This window comes from Curtobacterium sp. 320, from assembly GCF_031455235.1.
Taxonomy (GTDB): Bacteria; Actinomycetota; Actinomycetes; order Actinomycetales; family Microbacteriaceae; genus Curtobacterium.
Map to the genome: position 1 here is coordinate 156,987 of NZ_JAVDSI010000003.1, position 16,180 is coordinate 173,166.

The 16,180-nt window shown below is 70.8% G+C and carries 15 protein-coding genes; 12 read left to right on the forward strand and 3 right to left on the reverse strand.

The annotated features are described in order from the left end of the window. Window position 1 precedes the first annotated feature (1 nt). The 5 genes from J2X60_RS06190 to J2X60_RS06210 all read left to right on the forward strand — a co-directional run bounded on the left by J2X60_RS06190 (window position 2) and on the right by J2X60_RS06210 (window position 4,174). Window positions 2–352, forward strand: a complete 351-nt coding sequence (locus J2X60_RS06190) for a DUF2200 domain-containing protein (RefSeq protein ID WP_309886827.1) — start codon at window positions 2–4, stop codon at window positions 350–352. Continuing rightward, window positions 349–1,188: a phosphotransferase gene (locus tag J2X60_RS06195; RefSeq protein WP_309886828.1), complete on the forward strand. Its 840-nt coding sequence runs from the start codon at window positions 349–351 to the stop codon at window positions 1,186–1,188. Before J2X60_RS06190 ends, J2X60_RS06195 begins: the two co-directional genes overlap by 4 nt. A 95-nt stretch (window positions 1,189–1,283) precedes the next feature. After that, window positions 1,284–2,591, forward strand: coding sequence for a histidinol dehydrogenase (gene hisD / locus J2X60_RS06200; RefSeq protein ID WP_309886829.1), 1,308 nt, complete (start codon window positions 1,284–1,286; stop codon window positions 2,589–2,591). A 12-nt stretch (window positions 2,592–2,603) separates the two neighbouring features. Continuing rightward, window positions 2,604–3,101, forward strand: a complete 498-nt coding sequence (gene nrdR / locus J2X60_RS06205) for a transcriptional regulator NrdR (protein WP_070418661.1) — start codon at window positions 2,604–2,606, stop codon at window positions 3,099–3,101. Further along, window positions 3,098–4,174 carry a quinone-dependent dihydroorotate dehydrogenase gene (locus tag J2X60_RS06210; protein WP_309886830.1) on the forward strand — a complete coding sequence of 359 codons (1,077 nt, stop codon included), beginning with the start codon at window positions 3,098–3,100 and terminating at the stop codon, window positions 4,172–4,174. The genes nrdR and J2X60_RS06210 overlap by 4 nt, the downstream gene beginning before the upstream one ends. Before the next feature lie 579 nt (window positions 4,175–4,753). Here J2X60_RS06210 and J2X60_RS06215 read toward each other — a convergent pair. Continuing rightward, on the reverse strand, window positions 4,754–5,329 hold the full coding sequence (locus tag J2X60_RS06215; RefSeq protein ID WP_071294805.1) for a DUF3043 domain-containing protein: 576 nt from the start codon (window positions 5,327–5,329) through the stop codon (window positions 4,754–4,756). 53 nt (window positions 5,330–5,382) lie between these two features. On the opposite strand from J2X60_RS06215, the gene J2X60_RS06220 reads away from it, so the two are divergent. From J2X60_RS06220 to J2X60_RS06245, 6 genes are all read left to right on the forward strand, one after another. After that, entirely contained in the window at window positions 5,383–6,828 is a 1,446-nt protein-coding gene (locus J2X60_RS06220) for a dipeptidase (protein ID WP_309779286.1), read from the forward strand. 58 nt (window positions 6,829–6,886) lie between these two features. After that, window positions 6,887–7,261, forward strand: coding sequence for an iron-sulfur cluster assembly accessory protein (locus J2X60_RS06225; protein WP_092387612.1), 375 nt, complete (start codon window positions 6,887–6,889; stop codon window positions 7,259–7,261). Window positions 7,262–7,518: 257 nt separating this feature from the next. Next, window positions 7,519–8,421 carry a cytochrome c oxidase subunit II gene (gene coxB, locus J2X60_RS06230; protein WP_071294807.1) on the forward strand — a complete coding sequence of 301 codons (903 nt, stop codon included), beginning with the start codon at window positions 7,519–7,521 and terminating at the stop codon, window positions 8,419–8,421. 12 nt (window positions 8,422–8,433) lie between these two features. Then, entirely contained in the window at window positions 8,434–10,173 is a 1,740-nt protein-coding gene (ctaD, locus tag J2X60_RS06235) for a cytochrome c oxidase subunit I (protein ID WP_309886831.1), read from the forward strand. Between the two features lie 4 nt (window positions 10,174–10,177). After that, window positions 10,178–10,594 carry a cytochrome c oxidase subunit 4 gene (locus J2X60_RS06240; protein ID WP_070418666.1) on the forward strand — a complete coding sequence of 139 codons (417 nt, stop codon included), beginning with the start codon at window positions 10,178–10,180 and terminating at the stop codon, window positions 10,592–10,594. Between the two features lie 199 nt (window positions 10,595–10,793). Beyond that, window positions 10,794–12,173 (forward strand): glucose-6-phosphate dehydrogenase, encoded by a 1,380-nt coding sequence (locus J2X60_RS06245; protein WP_070418667.1) that lies wholly within the window; start codon window positions 10,794–10,796, stop codon window positions 12,171–12,173. Window positions 12,174–12,275: 102 nt separating this feature from the next. On the opposite strand, the gene J2X60_RS06250 is transcribed toward J2X60_RS06245, so the two are convergent. Both J2X60_RS06250 and J2X60_RS06255 read right to left on the reverse strand, forming a co-directional pair. Continuing rightward, complete coding sequence (locus J2X60_RS06250; RefSeq protein ID WP_309779288.1) at window positions 12,276–14,165, reverse strand: glycoside hydrolase family 15 protein; 1,890 nt, start codon at window positions 14,163–14,165, stop codon at window positions 12,276–12,278. 55 nt (window positions 14,166–14,220) lie between these two features. Next, window positions 14,221–15,285 (reverse strand): phosphatase domain-containing protein, encoded by a 1,065-nt coding sequence (locus tag J2X60_RS06255; RefSeq protein ID WP_309886832.1) that lies wholly within the window; start codon window positions 15,283–15,285, stop codon window positions 14,221–14,223. Window positions 15,286–15,430: 145 nt separating this feature from the next. Between J2X60_RS06255 and J2X60_RS06260 the strand changes: the two genes are divergently transcribed. Then, a complete protein-coding gene (locus J2X60_RS06260) occupies window positions 15,431–16,078 on the forward strand; it encodes a TetR/AcrR family transcriptional regulator (protein WP_175496097.1) in 648 nt (215 codons plus the stop codon). The last annotated feature ends 102 nt before the right edge of the window (window positions 16,079–16,180 follow it).

Below are 16,180 nucleotides of genomic sequence, written 5' to 3' on the forward strand. Positions count from 1 at the left end.
GATGGCCGGGCACCGCATCTTCGGCACGCCGTTCGCCGCGGTGTACCCGCACTACCTCGCGAAGGTGGAGCGCAAGGGGTACACCAAGGCCGAGCTCGACGCGGTGATCGAGTGGCTCACGGGGTTCGACGACGCCGCGCTCGAGCAGCACCTCGCCGACGAGACGACGTTCGAGGGCTTCTTCGCGGCCGCGCACCTCCATCCGAACGCACCGCTCATCACCGGCGTGATCTGCGGCGTCCGGATCGAGGAACTCGACGACCCGCTCATGCGGCAGATCCGGTACCTGGACAAGCTCGTCGACGAGGTCGCGACGGGCCGTCCGATGTCGAAGGTGCTCCGGACCGCGTGAACACCGTGGCGGGCGCTCCGGATGCCGGCACCCTGCGTGCCTTCGGCGTGGGCGACCAGCGGCTCGAACGGCTCGCGGGCGGGCGCGGGCTGACCTGGCGCGCCGGCGACGTCGTCCTCCGACCGCACGACGGCGCAACGGTGACGGACTGGCGGGCGGGCGTCCTCGCCGAGCTGGCGCACACCTCGACGTTCCGCACACCTCGACCCGTCCGAACAGTCGAGGGCCCCTGGCGCGCCGGCGCCCGGCGGGACGGACCCTGGCGCGCCGGCGCATGGGAGGCCTGGGAGTGGCTGCCCGGCCGCGCCGACGAGACCCGGGTCGCCGACGTCATCCGCGTCGGGAACGCCTTCCACCGAGCGATCGCACACCTCGACCGCCCCGCGTTCCTCGCACCGTCCACGCCGCGCCCCGAGGACCCGTGGGGCCGCGCCGACCGGATGGCCTGGGGAGCAGCGCGCCTGCCGGACGACCCCACGCTCGACCGCCTCGCCGCGGCGTTCCGGCCCGTCCGAGCGCCGTCGCAGCTCGTCCACGGCGACCTGCTCGGCAACGTCCTCTTCGCCGATGCCGCCGTCCCCGCCGTCCCCGCCGTCATCGACTGGCCGCCGTCCTGGCGACCTGCCGGGTTCGGCGTGGCCGTCGCCGCGGTGGACGCCGTGTGCTGGCACGGCGTCCCGGTCGCGCAGCTCGGCGCGCTCGGCGCCGACGTCGCGGAGTGGGACCAACTGCTCGTCCGCGCGCTCGCGTTCCGCATCGCGACGCTCCACCTGCTCGGCGCCTGGGACGCGGCAGCCGACGCCCGACACCGCCCCGTCGTCGACGCGCTCGCCTGACGACGCGAGCCCCGGGCCCCGTCACCGCGGGCCAGGAGGTGCGGTGCCGGTCCGCCACCGACCTCCAGTCCGCGCTCGGTAGGCTTGACCACCTGATGATGCAGCGAATCGACCTCCGTGGCGGCCTCCCCGCCCGTGCCGAACTCCTCCGACTCATGCCGCGCGCCGCCGGTGACGTCTCGCACGCGGTGGACGCCGCCCGTGAGCTCGTCGACGCCGTCCGTGAGCACGGGGCGTCGGCGCTGCACGACCAGGCCGAACGGTTCGACGGGGGAGCGCCCGAGCACTTGCGGGTCCCCGCTGCCGAGATCGCCGCGGCCGTCGCCGGCCTCACGCCCGAGCTCCGGGAAGCGCTCGACGAGGCCATCCGCCGGGTCCGGGCGGCGAGTGCGGCCCAGGTGCCCGCCGCGTCCGTGACCACCCTGGCCGACGGCGCCGAGGTGCACCAGCGCTGGCAGCCGATGCGCCGCGTGGGCCTCTACGTACCCGGTGGCAAGGCGGTGTACCCGTCGAGCGTCGTCATGAACGTCGTCCCCGCCCAGGTCGCCGGCGTACGGTCGATCGCGCTCGTGTCGCCCCCGCAGCGTGACCACGGGGGAGCGGTGCACCCGACGATCCTCGCGGCGGCCGGCCTGCTCGGAATCGACGAGGTCTACGCCATGGGCGGCGCCGGAGCCGTCGGTGCGCTGGCGTACGGCGTCCCGTCGATCGGCCTCGAGCCCGTCGACCTCGTCACGGGTCCCGGCAACAACTACGTCGCAGCGGCCAAGCGCCTCGTGCGCGGTGTCGTCGGCATCGACGCCGAGGCCGGCGCGACGGAGATCCTCGTGATCGCCGACGACACCGCGGACCCCGGGTACGTGGCCGCCGACCTCATCAGCCAGGCCGAGCACGACGAGCAGGCCGGCAGCGTGCTGGTGACGACGTCGGCGGCGTTCGCCGACGCGGTGGAGGCGGCCATCCCGGAACGTGCTGCGCGTGTCGGGACCGCGTCGCGCCTCCAGGTCGCCCTGGACGGACCGCAGTCCGCGATCGTGCTCGTGGACTCGCTCGCGGACGCGGCGACCGTGAGCAACGCCTACGGGCCGGAGCACCTCGAGATCCAGACCGTCGACGACGACGCGGTCCTCGCCGACATCGACGCCGCGGGCGCGGTGTTCGTTGGCCCGAGCACGCCGGTCAGCCTCGGCGACTACCTGGCCGGGTCGAACCACGTCCTGCCGACCGGCGGGCAGGCGCGCTTCGGCTCCGGGCTGTCCGCGTCGACGTTCCTCCGCCCGCAGCAGGTCATCCGCTACTCGCCCGAGGCCCTCGCCGAGGTCGCGCCGCACATCGTCGCCCTCGCGACCGAGGAGCAGCTCCCCGCGCACGGCGCCGCCGTGACGGAGCGCACGAACCGGTAGCCTGGGGTCGACATGTTCTGCCCCTTCTGCCGCCACCCGGACTCCCGCGTCGTCGACTCCCGGACGAGCGACGACGGAACCTCCATCCGTCGCCGTCGTCAGTGCCCGAACTGCGGCCGCCGTTTCTCGACCACCGAGACCGCTTCGCTCAACGTGGTGAAGCGCAACGGGGTGACCGAGCCGTTCAGCCGTGACAAGATCGTGTCCGGCGTGCGCAAGGCCTGCCAGGGACGCCCGGTGACCGACGGCGACCTGGCGATCCTCGCGCAGCGCGTCGAGGAGACCGTGCGGTCCTCGGGGTCGAGCCAGATCGACGCGAACGACATCGGGCTCGCGATCCTCGCGCCGCTCCGCGAACTCGACGAGGTCGCCTACCTCCGGTTCGCGAGCGTCTACCAGGCCTTCGACTCGCTCGAGGACTTCGAGGACGCCATCGGCCAACTCCGCCGCGACCACCACGGCGCGGCCGACCCGGTCGCCGGCTCGTCCCCGGCCGGGGCCGGCGCGTGAGCGGCATCGCGGAACGGATCGTCCGCGGCGGGTACTCCGTCGTGTTCCGCTCGGTGTTCGCCAACATGGACCCCGAGCGCGCGCACCACATCGCGTTCGCGGTGATCAAGTGGCTGCCGCACGTGCCCGTCGTCGGACGGCTCGTCGAGCGCTACTCGCGGCCCTCCGCCGCCGACGGCGTGACGACCATGGGGATCCACTTCCCGTCCCGCTTCGGCCTGGCCGCCGGGTTCGACAAGGACGCCCGGGGGATCGCCGGACTCGGTGTCCTCGGGTTCGGGCACGTCGAGGTCGGCACCATCACCGCCAAGCCGCAGCCCGGCAACGAGCGCCCGCGGCTCTTCCGGCTCATCCCCGACCGCGCCCTCATCAACCGCATGGGCTTCAACAACCACGGTGCCGCCGCAGCAGCACGTCGGTTGGAGCGTGCCCGGCGCAACCCCGGGCGGCCCGTCATCGGCGTGAACATCGGCAAGAGCCGGGTCGTCGCCGTCGAGGACGCCGTCGACGACTACCTCGAGTCGACGCGCAGGCTCGCGCCGTTCGCGGACTACCTCGCGGTCAACGTCAGCTCGCCGAACACGCCCGGGCTGCGCGGTCTGCAGGAGCTCGACCAGCTCCGACCGCTGCTCACCGCCGTGCGCGACGCCGCCGGCAAGGTGCCGGTGCTGGTGAAGATCGCGCCGGACCTCACGGACGAGCAGATCGACGCGATCGCCGGGCTCGCCGTCTCCCTCGGGATGGCCGGTGTCATCGCGAACAACACCACGATCTCCCGCTCGGGACTCCGCACGCCGGCTGCGGACGTCGAGGCGATGGGCGCCGGGGGACTCTCCGGCGCACCGGTCGCGGCTCGGTCGCTCGAGGTCCTGCGGCGGGTCCGCGCCGCGGTGCCGTCGGACTTCTGCGTCATCGCGGTCGGCGGCGTCACGACCGAGCAGGACGTGCAGGACCGCATCGACGCCGGGGCGACCCTGGTGCAGGGCTACACGGCGTTCCTCTACGAGGGGCCGACCTGGGCAACGCGGATCAACCGGCTCCGGCGGCGGCGGTTGGGGCGCGCGGCACGCTGACGTCGCGTGCGCGTCGTCGAGCGGGCGAAGTACGTCACGCTCGACGCGTCGTGGCGGTGCGTTCTGCCCGCTCGGGGAGTCGTGGGCGGCGAGTCGTGACCGGTCGGGGTCGCGGGTCCGGGTCCGGGTCTGCGTGTCCGTCGTCGGGTCCCGGTGTCCGTCGTCGAGGTCGCACGACACGCCGCGTGTGCTGTGGCGAGGTCGCGCAATGCGCCGTCGCGCGCGCCGCGGAGCGGCACTTCCCGCGACCTCGGCGAAGTGCGCCGGGCGGGTCGCACGCCCGCGTCGAGCACCTGACGGACGGGAGGCGCGGGGCGGGGCCGCACCGCGCCTCCCGTCCGGTGGGTGGTCGGCGGGCAGGCCGCCGAGTGGGCGCGACGCGCCGCTCGCATTCGGCGAGTGGGCGGAATGTGCCGTGCGGAGCCCGCGAGCGTGACGGATACTGCCCGCTCGGCGGGGGACGACGGGGGACGACGGGGGACGGCGCGGGACGGTGAGGGATGGTGGGGCCGCCGGGCCGCGCGCCGGGAACGACGCAGCGCCGCCCGGCGGACCGGACGGCGCTGCGATGGGGAACGATCAGACGGTGGGGTACTGCCCGCGGCGGACCTGCGGCTTCGGCAGGCGCAGGAAGCGCAGCTGCCACGCCCGCGTGAGGATGTAGAGGAACGTCCCGCGCTGCATCGAGCCGAACTTGGCCGTCAGCTTCTTGCGGAACGACAGCCAGAGCACGATGCAGTCGAGCACGAAGAGCGCCACGAACGCCCACACGAGCAGCAGCGAGTACGACGCGATCACGGTCTGCGACGCGGCGAACCCGACGATGAGGAACAGCACGAGCACCGGCATCATGATCTCGCCGACGTTCCAGCGGGCGTCGATCCAGTCGCGCACGAACTTTCGCTGCTCGCCCTTGTCCTTCGCGGGGAGGTAGCGCTCCTCGCCGTTGGCCATGCCGACGCGGGCCTTCTCGCGCTCGTTCGTGAGCCGTGCACGAGCCGCCTTCTTGTCCTCGGCGGAGCCGCCGACGATGGGACGACGGTTCGCCGCCTCACGCTCGCGACGGGTCGGCGTCGGACGGCCCTTCCCCTGTTCGAGGAGCTCGGCCTCGGACGGGTTGACGGTCGTGTTGGTCTTGGGGGCTGCCTTCGCCACGATGCGTTCCTGACTGCGGTCTGCGTGCTGGATCGTCCTCTAGATTACGGGACATGACCGACACCGACCAGCACGCCGCCGCCACCGACCCCGCACTCCTCGACGCCCTCCGCGAACACGTGCAGGGATCGCTGCCCTCGACGATCGCCGACCTGTCCGACCTGGTGCGGTTGCCCTCGGTGTCCTGGTCGGCGTTCGACCCGGCGAACGTGCGGGCCAGCGCCGAGGCCGTCGCGGACCTGGCGCGGTCGACGGGCGTGTTCGGCGCGGACGACGTGCGCATCGTCCGGTCGGCGGTGGACGGCGACACCGCAGCGGTCGAGGCCGCCGGCGGGGAGCTCGGTCAGCCCGCGGTCCTCGCGGTCCGCCCGGCCCGCAACGGCAAGCCGACCGTGATGCTGTACGCCCACCACGACGTCCAGCCGCAGGGCGACGACGCGCTCTGGGAGACCCCGCCGTTCGAGCCGACGCTGCGTGGCGACCGCCTGTACGGCCGCGGTGCCTCGGACGACAAGGCCGGCGTGATGACCCACATCGCATCGCTGCGGGCGCTGCACGCGCAGTTCGGAGACGACCTGGAGCTCGGCGTCGTCCTGTTCATCGAGGGCGAGGAGGAGTTCGGCTCGCGGTCGTTCCGCACGTTCCTCCGCGAGCAGCAGGAGCACCTCGCCGCCGACGTCATCGTCGTCGCGGACAGCGACAACTGGTCGACCGAGGTCCCGTCGATCACCGTCTCCCTGCGCGGCAACGTCACCTTCAAGCTGACCCTGACGACCCTCGAGCACGCGAGCCACAGCGGCATGTTCGGGGGAGCGGCGCCGGACGCCATGATCCCGATGGTCCGCCTGCTCGCCTCGCTGCACGACGACGACGGCGCCGTCGCGGTCGAGGGCCTCTCCTCGTACGAGGCCGACGTGCCCGAGCGCACCGAGGAGCAGCTCGCCGCCGACGCGGCACTGCTCCCGGGTGTCCGTCCGGTCGGCCGTGGCGACGTGCTGTCGCGGATGTGGTTCCAGCCGTCGATCACCGTGACGGGCATGGACGTCCCGAGCGTCGCGAACGCCTCGAACACCCTGCTGCCGACGGTCTCCGCCCGGGTCTCGGTGCGGGTCGCGCCGGGGCAGGCCGCGACGGACGCGTACGCCGCGGTCGAGCGGCACCTGCGGGCGCACGTGCCGTTCGGCGCCCGGATGGAGATCAGCGAGCCGGACGCCGGCGACGGGTTCCTCGTGGACACCGCCGGTTGGGCCGTCCAGGAAGCGCGGACCGCGATGTCCGAGGGCTGGGGCGAGTCGCCCGTCGAGCAGGGCATCGGCGGCTCGATCCCGTTCGTCTCGGACCTCGCCGCCCAGTTCCCGGACGCGCAGATCCTCGTGACCGGCGTCGAGGACCCGGACACCCGCGCGCACAGCCCGAACGAGTCGCAGCACCTCGGCGTCCTGCACCGCGCCATCGCATCGGAGACGATCCTGCTCGCGCGTCTCGCGACTCGCGGCTGACGGTGCTTACAATCGGTCCAAGCGCGGTGAACGACACCGCACGGAGGGAGACGCGCGGATGAGCGACACCATCACCGACCACGCACCGACGACCGAGGCGCCGTCGCACGGCGTCCTGCTCAGCGACGCGGCCGCGGCGAAGGTGGCGAGCCTCCTCGAACAGGAAGGCCGCGACGACCTCCGCCTGCGCCTCGCCGTCCAGCCCGGCGGGTGCTCCGGCCTGATCTACCAGCTCTACTTCGACGAGCGCCTGCTCGACGGCGACGCCACGGCCGAGTTCGGCGACGGCGTCGAGGTCGTCGTCGACAAGATGAGCGTCCCGTACCTCGACGGCGCCTCGATCGATTTCGAGGACACCATCCAGAAGCAGGGCTTCACGATCGACAACCCCAACGCGCAGGGCAGCTGCGCGTGCGGTGACAGCTTCCACTGATCTCCGTCGACCCGACACGAGCGGGGAGTGACCGACACGGTCGCTCCCCGCTCGTTCGTTCCCGGGCGTGGCATCCCGCACGACCAGGGAAAACCCGCCCGGACGGAGTGCGGATCGCGGCCCGAGGTGTGTCGCGTGTGCGCGAGCGGTCCCGAGCTGCGAGTAAGCTAGGAGTGTTCCAACCAAGCTGGGAGCGAGCCATGCGCGACCTTCACGTCGCGGCCTGCTCCGGTTTCACGTTCTTCCGAGAGGTAACAGTGCGTTCGAATCGCCGTATACGTTGGGCGGCCGTCCCGGTGGCCGTCGGTCTGGTCATCGCACTGGCTGGTTGCACGCAGCAGCAGCTGAACGGATGGCTCCCCGGCACGGAGGAGACGAAGGACGTCACCAACCACACGAGCCGCATCGTCGGCCTGTGGACCACCAGCTGGGTCGTGCTGCTCGCGGTCGGTCTGATCGTGTGGGGCCTCATCATCTGGGCAGCGATCGTCTACCGCCGCCGCAAGGGCCAGACCGGCCTGCCGGTGCAGATGCGCTACAACATGCCGCTCGAGATCTTCTACACGATCGTGCCGCTGATCCTCGTGCTCGGCTTCTTCGCCTTCACCGCAAAGGACCAGGCCGCGATCGAGCAGCCGTTCAAGAACGCCGACGCGACGATCCACGTCTACGGCAAGCGCTGGGCGTGGGACTTCAACTACATCAACGAGGACGACAAGTCCAAGAGCGTCTACTACCAGGGCATCCAGGCCCAGGAAGAAGAGAACGCCAACGGCGCGATCGACGAGTCGCAGCTCCCGACCCTCTACCTGCCCAAGGGCAAGAAGGTCCACATCGAGCTCTCGTCCCGCGACGTCGACCACTCGTTCTGGATCATCGACTTCCTCTATAAGAAGGACATGCTCCCGGGCAAGCAGAACGACGAGTACTTCATCCCGCAGAAGCTCGGTACCTACCAGGGCAAGTGCGCGGAGCTGTGCGGTGAGTACCACTCGCTCATGCTCTTCCAGGTGAAGGTCGTCACTCCGGCTGAGTACCAGAAGTACCTCGACTCGCTCGAGGAGCAGGGCAAGGTCGGTCTGCTCGGCAACGAGTACAACACCAACACGAACGAACCCAACGACAAGACGCCCGTCACGGCGTCGAGCGACAACAAGTAGGGGCTCCGTCAGATGACCACGTCACTCGTCGGCCAGCCGGCTGCAGGGACCACGACACTGGACTTCCAGGCGTCGAAGGTCGGCCGGAAGGGCAACATCATCGTCCGGTGGATCACCTCCACGGACCACAAGACCATCGGGTACATGTACCTGATCGCCTCGTTCATCTTCTTCCTGCTCGCGGGTGTGATGGCGCTCGTCATCCGTGCCCAGCTCTTCGAGCCCGGCCTGCACGTGGTCGCGACGAAGGAGCAGTACAACCAGCTCTTCACGATGCACGGCACGATCATGCTGCTGATGTTCGCGACCCCGCTCTTCTCGGGCTTCGCGAACGCGATCATGCCGCTGCAGATCGGTGCGCCGGACGTCGCCTTCCCGCGTCTGAACGGGTTCGCCTTCTGGCTCTACCTGTTCGGCTCGCTCATCGCCGTCGGTGGCTTCCTCACCCCGCAGGGCGCCGCGTCGTTCGGCTGGTTCGCCTACGCACCACTGAGTGACACGACGTTCACACCAGGGCTCGGCGGCACCCTCTGGGTCTTCGGCCTCGGTATGACCGGCTTCTCGACGATCCTCGGTGCGGTGAACTTCATCACCACGATCATCACGATGCGTGCCCCGGGTCTGACCATGTTCCGCATGTCGATCTTCACGTGGAACACCCTCGTGACGGCCCTGCTCGTGCTCATGGCCTTCCCGGTGCTCGCCGCCGCGCTGTTCGGCCTCGGGCTCGACCGCGTGTTCAACGCCCAGATCTTCAACCCGGCCAACGGCGGTGCACTGCTCTGGCAGCACCTGTTCTGGTTCTTCGGCCACCCCGAGGTCTACATCATCGCGCTGCCGTTCTTCGGCATCGTCTCCGAGGTCTTCCCGGTCTTCAGCCGCAAGCCGATCTTCGGCTACAAGACCCTCGTCTACGCGACCATCTCGATCGCCGCGCTGTCGGTCACGGTCTGGGCGCACCACATGTACGTCACCGGTGGCGTCCTGCTCCCGTGGTTCTCGCTCATGACGATGCTCATCGCGGTCCCGACCGGCGTGAAGATCTTCAACTGGGTCGGCACGATGTGGCGCGGTTCGGTCACGTTCGAGACGCCGCTCCTGTGGGCGGTCGGCTTCCTCATCACCTTCACGTTCGGTGGCCTCACCGGAGTGATCCTGGCGTCGCCGCCGCTCGACTTCCACGTGTCCGACTCGTACTTCGTCGTCGCGCACTTCCACTACGTCGTCTTCGGCACCGTCGTGTTCGCGATGTTCTCCGGCTTCTACTTCTGGTGGCCGAAGTGGACGGGCAAGATGCTCAACGAGCGCCTCGGCAAGATCCACTTCTGGCTCCTGTTCATCGGCTTCCACACGACGTTCCTCATCCAGCACTGGCTCGGCGTCATCGGCATGCCGCGTCGCTACGCGACCTACCTGCCGAACGACGGGTTCACCTGGATGAACCAGCTGTCGACGATCGGCTCGATGATCCTCGCGATCTCGTTCCTGCCGTTCATCTTCAACGTCTACGTGACCGCCCGGAACGCGCCGAAGGTCGCCGTGAACGACCCGTGGGGCTACGGCCGCTCGCTCGAGTGGGCGACCAGCTGCCCGCCGCCGCGGCACAACTTCACGTCGATCCCGCGCATCCGTTCGGAGTCGCCGGCGTTCGACCTCAACCACCCCGAAGCGGGTGTGCCGATCGGTGTGGGTCCGGCCAAGGACGCCCCCGACGCTCCGACCTACGACGCCGCGAAGGGCGAGGTGAAGTAAGGCGATGCGCGCCAACACCAACCTGTTCTGGATCCTCTTCGGGTTCTTCATCCTCGCGGACGCCGCGTACACCATCTGGTCGCTGCTCTACTACGGTCACCCGGAGTGGGTCGGCACGGTGGCCATCGGCCTCACCGGGATCATGTCCGCGTTCATCGCGTTCTACCTCGGCAAGGTGATGTCCTCGCAGGGCGGCGTCCTCCCCGAGGACCGCCCCGACGCCAACATCGAGGACGGCGACGCCGAGCTCGGGCACTTCAGCCCGTGGTCGTGGTGGCCCATCCTGCTCGCGGGTGCCACGGCGCTCTGCTTCCTCGGTGTCGCAGCCGGGCTGTGGATCGTCCCGATCGGGCTCGCCTGCGTGGCGATCACCCTCGTCGGATGGGTCTACGAGTACTACCGCGGCAACTTCGGTCACTGACCTGGACCTCCAGCGCACCTGACTTCGGGCGGCACCACACCGGTGCCGCCCGAAGTGCGTCCAGCACCACACCGGAACCGCAGCACGACCTCCGGAACGCAGGCACACCAACGAACCTGCTCGTCCGGGAATCAACCGGTCCGCCCACGGCTTGGCCTCAAGCGGACCACCCCCACCACAGCGAAAGGAGTCACCTCCGGTGACCGACAAGCGCACTCTCATCATCTTCGGCGCGACGGGCGACCTCGCCTCCCGCCTGCTGCTGCCGGGCCTCGGCACGTTCCTGCAGAGCGGTCGAGCGGTGCCCGTCCAGCTCATCGGCACGGGCCGCAGCGCCCGCAGCGAGGAGCAGTGGAAGGACGTCGTCACGAAGTCCTTCGCGTCGCAGGACGTGAAGGGCCCGGAGGTCGATGCCACCCTCGCGTCGACGCAGTTCATCCAGGGTGACCCGACCGACCCCGAGCACCTCAAGGCGCTGTTCGCCGCGGCCGACGCCGACGCCGAGCCGATCCTCTACTTCGCGCTCCCGCCGCAGATCGCCTCCGACATCTGCGAGGCGCTCCAGCAGGTCGAGCTGCCCGAGGGCACGACCCTCGCGTTCGAGAAGCCCTTCGGCACGGACGTCGCCAGCGCGAAGGCCCTCAACGAGACGGTCCTCAAGCTCGTCCCCGAGGAGCGCGTGCACCGCACTGACCACTTCCTCGGTCGCACCACGGTCCTGAACATCATCGGTCTGCGCTTCGCGAACCGCCTGTTCGAGCCGATCTGGAACGCCGACAACATCGAGAAGGTCGACATCTTCTACGACGAGACCCTCGGTCTCGAGAACCGCGCCCAGTACTACGACGAGGCCGGTGCGATGGTCGACATGATCCAGTCGCACCTGCTGCAGATCCTCGGCATCGTGACGATGGACGCCCCGGCGGACATCGACGCCGTCGAGTTCCGCTCGTCCCTGGCCCGGGTGCTCCGTTCGACCGAGCTCAAGGGCGGCGACCCGAAGATCGCGTCGCGTCGTGCGGTCTACACGGCCGGCACCATCGACGGCAAGGAACTGCCGTCGTACCAGGACGAGGACGGCGTCGACAAGTCGCGCGGCACCGAGACGCTCGCCGAGATCTCGGTCGAGGTGGACACCGCCCGCTGGAAGGGCGTGCCGTTCACGCTCCGTTCCGGCAAGGCACTCGGCAACAGCCGGAAGGAGGTGCTGATCACCTTCAAGCCCGTGACGCGCCTGCCCTCCGGCCTGTCCGGTCGGCCGAAGACGGACACGCTCCGCATCGTGCTCAACCCCGACGAGATCGAGCTGACGGTGTCGGCCAACGGCGGCGGCAACCCGTTCGAGATGGGCCAGGTCACCCTGTCGTCCTCCTTCGCGGACGGCGAGCTCACCCCCTACGGCGAGGTCCTCAACGGGATCTTCCACGACGACCCGCTGCTCTCGATCCGCGGTGACGTGGCCGAGCGCTGCTGGGAGATCGTCGAGCCGGTCGTCGACGCCTGGAAGGCGGACGAGGTCCCGCTCGAGGAGTACCGCGCGGGGTCGCGCGGCCCGGCGGACTGGGAGTCCTCGTCCTGACGGACGTGACGGTGACGCCCTGATCGGGCGGTGACGACGGACGGGAGGCACGGTGCCAGCTGGCACCGTGCCTCCCGTCCGTCTGCGGTCACGACCACCGCGTCAGGCGGGTGTGCCGGCCCGCTCGCCCTCTCCGGTCCACGAGCGGGTGCCGCCGTCGTGCACGGCGAGTCGCGTCCGGTGGCCGGCCGCCGTGCCGCGCGCCCGCGCGATCGCGTCCGCGGCGGACACGAGCGTGAGGTGCGACAACGCCTGCGGGGTGTTCCCGATGTGGTGGCCGGTCGCGACGTCGATCTCCTCGGAGAGCATGCCGACGTCGTTCGCGTAGCCGACGAGCACGTCCATCAGCCGCTCGGCGTCCTCGACGCGCCCGGACGCGGCGTACTGCTCGACGAGCCAGAAGGAGCACGCGAGGAACGGGTGCTCGCTGCCGGAGAGCCCGTCGAAGCCGGACGAGGTGCGGTACCGGAGCACGAGGCCGTCGTCGCCGGTCCGGAGGTCCTGCTCGATCGCGGCGACGGTCCCGACCATCCGCGGGTCACCGGGCTTCACGTAGCCGATCTGCGGCAGGACGAGCAGGCTCGCGTCGACCTCGTCGGTGTCGTAGTGCTGGCGGTAGCTGCCGCGCTCGGCGTTCCACCCGTGCTCCTCGATCTCGGCGCGCACTTCGGCGCGGAGGGTCCGCCAGCGGTCGACGGGGCCCTCGAGGCCGAACTCCTCGACGGCTGCGACGCCGCGGTCGAATGCGGCCCAGATCATCGCGCGCGAGTGCGTGAAGTGCCGACGGGGCCCGCGCATCTCCCAGATGCCGTTGTCGGGCTCCTGCCAGTGCTCCTCGACGTACCCGAGCAGGGCGCGCTGGAGTGCCCACGAGTCGGCGTTCTCCTCGACGCCGAGTTCGCGGGCGTCGTGGAGCGCGGCGAGGACCTCGCCGAAGACGTCCCCCTGGTACTGCGTGTAGGCGCCGTTGCCGATCCGGACCGGCGTGGAGCCCGCGTACCCGGGCAGGTTCGGCAGTTCGCGTTCGGGGAGTTCGCGCTCCCCGGCGATGCCGTACATGATCTGCACGTCGGCGGGGTCGCCGGCGATCGCGCGGAGGAGCCAGCCGCGCCAGTGCATCGCCTCGTCGCGGTACCCGTGCGCGATGAGGGACGCGAGGGCGAGCGAGGCGTCGCGGAGCCAGACGTAGCGGTAGTCCCAGTTGCGTTCGCCGCCGGGGTCCTCGGGCAGGCTGGTCGTCGCGGCCGCCACGACGCCGCCGGTCTCGGCGTGGGTCATCGCACGGAGCAGGAGGAGCGACCGGCGGGCCGCCTCGGCGTACCGGCCCTCGGTCCGGGCGGTGGCCATCCAGTCCCGCCACCAGCGCACGGTGCGGTGCAGGGCCTCGTCGACGTCGAGGGGCTCCGGCGGCTCGCGGTGCGACGGGTACCAGGTGAGGACGGTGTCGAGCACGTCGCCGTCGTGCACGGTGGTGGTGGCGGTGTGTCGGTGGTCGTCGGCGCGGAAGCGGACCCCGCGGACGATCACGGACCCGGGTCCCGCCGTGGCCAGCAGTGCGGGGTCCTCGTCGCCGCCGATCTGCCGGACCCAGGGGAGTGCGAGGGCGTAGTCGAACCGGATGCGCAGCGTCTGTCGGAGCTCCACGCTGCCGCGGAGCCCGCGCACCCGCCGGACGATCGTCGCCCGGTGCGCACCGATCGGCATGAACTCGGTGACCTCGACCACGCCGGTGCTCGTCGTCCACACGGTCGCGAGCACGAGCGTGTCGTGGTCGTACCGGCGGGTGGCGGTCGCGTCCGGGTCCGTGGGGCGGAGGGTCCAGTGCCCGTGGTCCTCGGTGCCCAGGATCGAGGCGAAGGTCGACGGGCTGTCGAAGCGGGGCAGGCACGCCCAGTCGACGGTGCCGTCGCGCCCGACGAGCGCGGCGGTGTAGGTGTCGCCGATCAGCGCGTGGTCCTCGATGCGGTTGGTCGGTGTGTCAGCCGGGCTCATGGGCCGATCCAACCACCGCCGCCTCGGGAGGCCGGGGTGGTTGCTGAGGGATGGCTCAGGCCGGGTCGTCCGGGTCGGCGCGGGTGATGCCGACCCGTGCCAGCTCGGACCAGATGCCGGCGCCGTCCGGGGCGTAGACCCAGGGCGCCGAGGACTCGCGCGAGCGTTCCTGGGCGCGGGACCGCCCACCGGCGAGGACGGCCTCACTCGTGGAGAGCTGGCGGATGGCGACGCCCGCGACGTTCTCGGGGTGGGCCCGGGCGAACTCGCCGTAGAGCGACTCGTCGTGCTGCCCGTCGTCGCCGACGAGGAGCCACTGCACGTGCGGGAAGTCCTGGGCGAGTCGTTCGAGGTTCTGCTGCTTGTGGAGCTGGCCGCTGCGGAAGAACCGGTCGTGCGTGGGACCCCAGTCGGTGAGCAGCAGGGTGCCGGACGGGTAGAGGTTCCGGCTGAGGAAGCGCTGCAGCGTCGGCGCGACGTTCCAGGCGCCGGTGGAGAGGTAGACCGTCGGGGCGCCGGGGTGCTGCGCGAGGACGCGTTCGTACAGCACCGACATGCCCGGGACGGGCCGGCGCCCGTGCTCCGTGAGCACGAAGGAGTTCCAGGCCGCGAGCATCGGGCGCGGGAGCGAGGTCACCATGACGGTGTCGTCGATGTCCGACAGCAGCCCGAACCGCGTGTCCGGGTGGACGATGAAGACGTCGGCCTCGACGTCGCGCATGCCCCCGGCGGACAGCTTGATGGTGCGCCAGCCCGGCTCGAGGTCGATCGGCACGATGGTGTCGACCACGCCGCCGCGGTCGGACTGCACCACGTGCGAGGTCCCGCCGGCGGTGATCGTGACCTCGGCGTCGTCGACCGCGACGCTCGTGAAGCTCCGCCAGCCGCGCACACCGTAGAAGGAGGCGTCTGATGCGAGGCCCCGACGCGTGAGGAGGACCCGGCAGAGGACGCGGACCCACCCGGGTGCGCCGTAGCCGGTGTACGGGATGACGGTCGGCACCAGCCCCCGGCGGCGAGCCCGGTGCTCGCGGAACTCCTGGACGGCGTCCTCGATGCGGGCCGCCCGGTGGAGGATCGGCTCGGCCAACGACGGCTCGTGGGGCGTCGGGTCGGGCATCGCCCCATCATTCCACGTCCGACCTGGCACACGTACGACCTCACACGTGTACTGGGAGAGTCGCAGCGATATTCCAGCCGGTCTCTGCGACAGTTGTGACCGTCACACCCACATGAGTCGCGCTGTCGGCGCAAGAGGAGAACACGTGCTCGTCACCGAGGTATCGAACGCACTGCCGGGGGGATCATCACTGCTCAGGAACGAGCCGGTCCAAGCCCGCAGTTCGGCGCGCCTCGCCGGCCTCCTCGACGCCGCAGCCGCGGTGATCGACGAGATCGGGTTCGAGCGCCTGACCACCGCGATGGTGGCCGAGCGGGCGGGGGCGTCCATCGGCACCGTCTACCGCTACTTCCCGGACCGCATCGCCGTGGTCGAGGCACTCGCGATCCGGAGCACCCAGCGCCTGGCCGAGCGGTTCATCACCGCCCTCGACACCAGCGAGGCGACGACCTGGCAGGCCGCGTGCGACGCGCTGATCGACGTCACCGCCGAGATGTACCGCACCGAGCCGGGCTTCCGGGCGATCCGCTTCGGCGACGCGGCGGACACCGGCACGGGCGACGCCGAGGACCGGATGGCGGCGCTGGGGAGCGCCGTCGCCCACATCATGCACGAGCGGTTCGGCGTGCCGACGGGGGAGCGCATCGAGCGGACCTGGGTGGTCCTCGCCGAGTCGTCGCACGCCGTCCTCGCGCGGGCGCACCGTGACCCGGCGAACCCCGAGACCGCGCTGATCGAGGAGTACCGGGCGATGAGCCGCGGGCACCTCGAAGCGGTGATCGCGGCCTCCTGACACGCCGAGCGGCAATCCGACGACGCCCGTCCTCCGAACAGGAGAGACGGGCGTCGTCGCGTCCGGACGCTGCGCACGCGCTGTCCGGGACACGACACACGT

Bases quoted from the DNA above. Each gene is read 5' to 3' on its own strand.
- J2X60_RS06220 (WP_309779286.1), top strand. From the start codon at position 5,383: ATGACCGACACCGACCAGCACGCCGCCGCCACCGACCCCGCACTCCTC.
- J2X60_RS06255 (WP_309886832.1), bottom strand. From the start codon at position 15,285: ATGCCCGACCCGACGCCCCACGAGCCGTCGTTGGCCGAGCCGATCCTC.
- J2X60_RS06250 (WP_309779288.1), bottom strand. From the start codon at position 14,165: ATGAGCCCGGCTGACACACCGACCAACCGCATCGAGGACCACGCGCTG.
- ctaD (WP_309886831.1), top strand. From the start codon at position 8,434: ATGACCACGTCACTCGTCGGCCAGCCGGCTGCAGGGACCACGACACTG.
- J2X60_RS06240 (WP_070418666.1), top strand. From the start codon at position 10,178: ATGCGCGCCAACACCAACCTGTTCTGGATCCTCTTCGGGTTCTTCATC.
- J2X60_RS06225 (WP_092387612.1), top strand. From the start codon at position 6,887: ATGAGCGACACCATCACCGACCACGCACCGACGACCGAGGCGCCGTCG.
- hisD (WP_309886829.1), top strand. From the start codon at position 1,284: ATGATGCAGCGAATCGACCTCCGTGGCGGCCTCCCCGCCCGTGCCGAA.
- nrdR (WP_070418661.1), top strand. From the start codon at position 2,604: ATGTTCTGCCCCTTCTGCCGCCACCCGGACTCCCGCGTCGTCGACTCC.
- J2X60_RS06190 (WP_309886827.1), top strand. From the start codon at position 2: ATGGCCGGGCACCGCATCTTCGGCACGCCGTTCGCCGCGGTGTACCCG.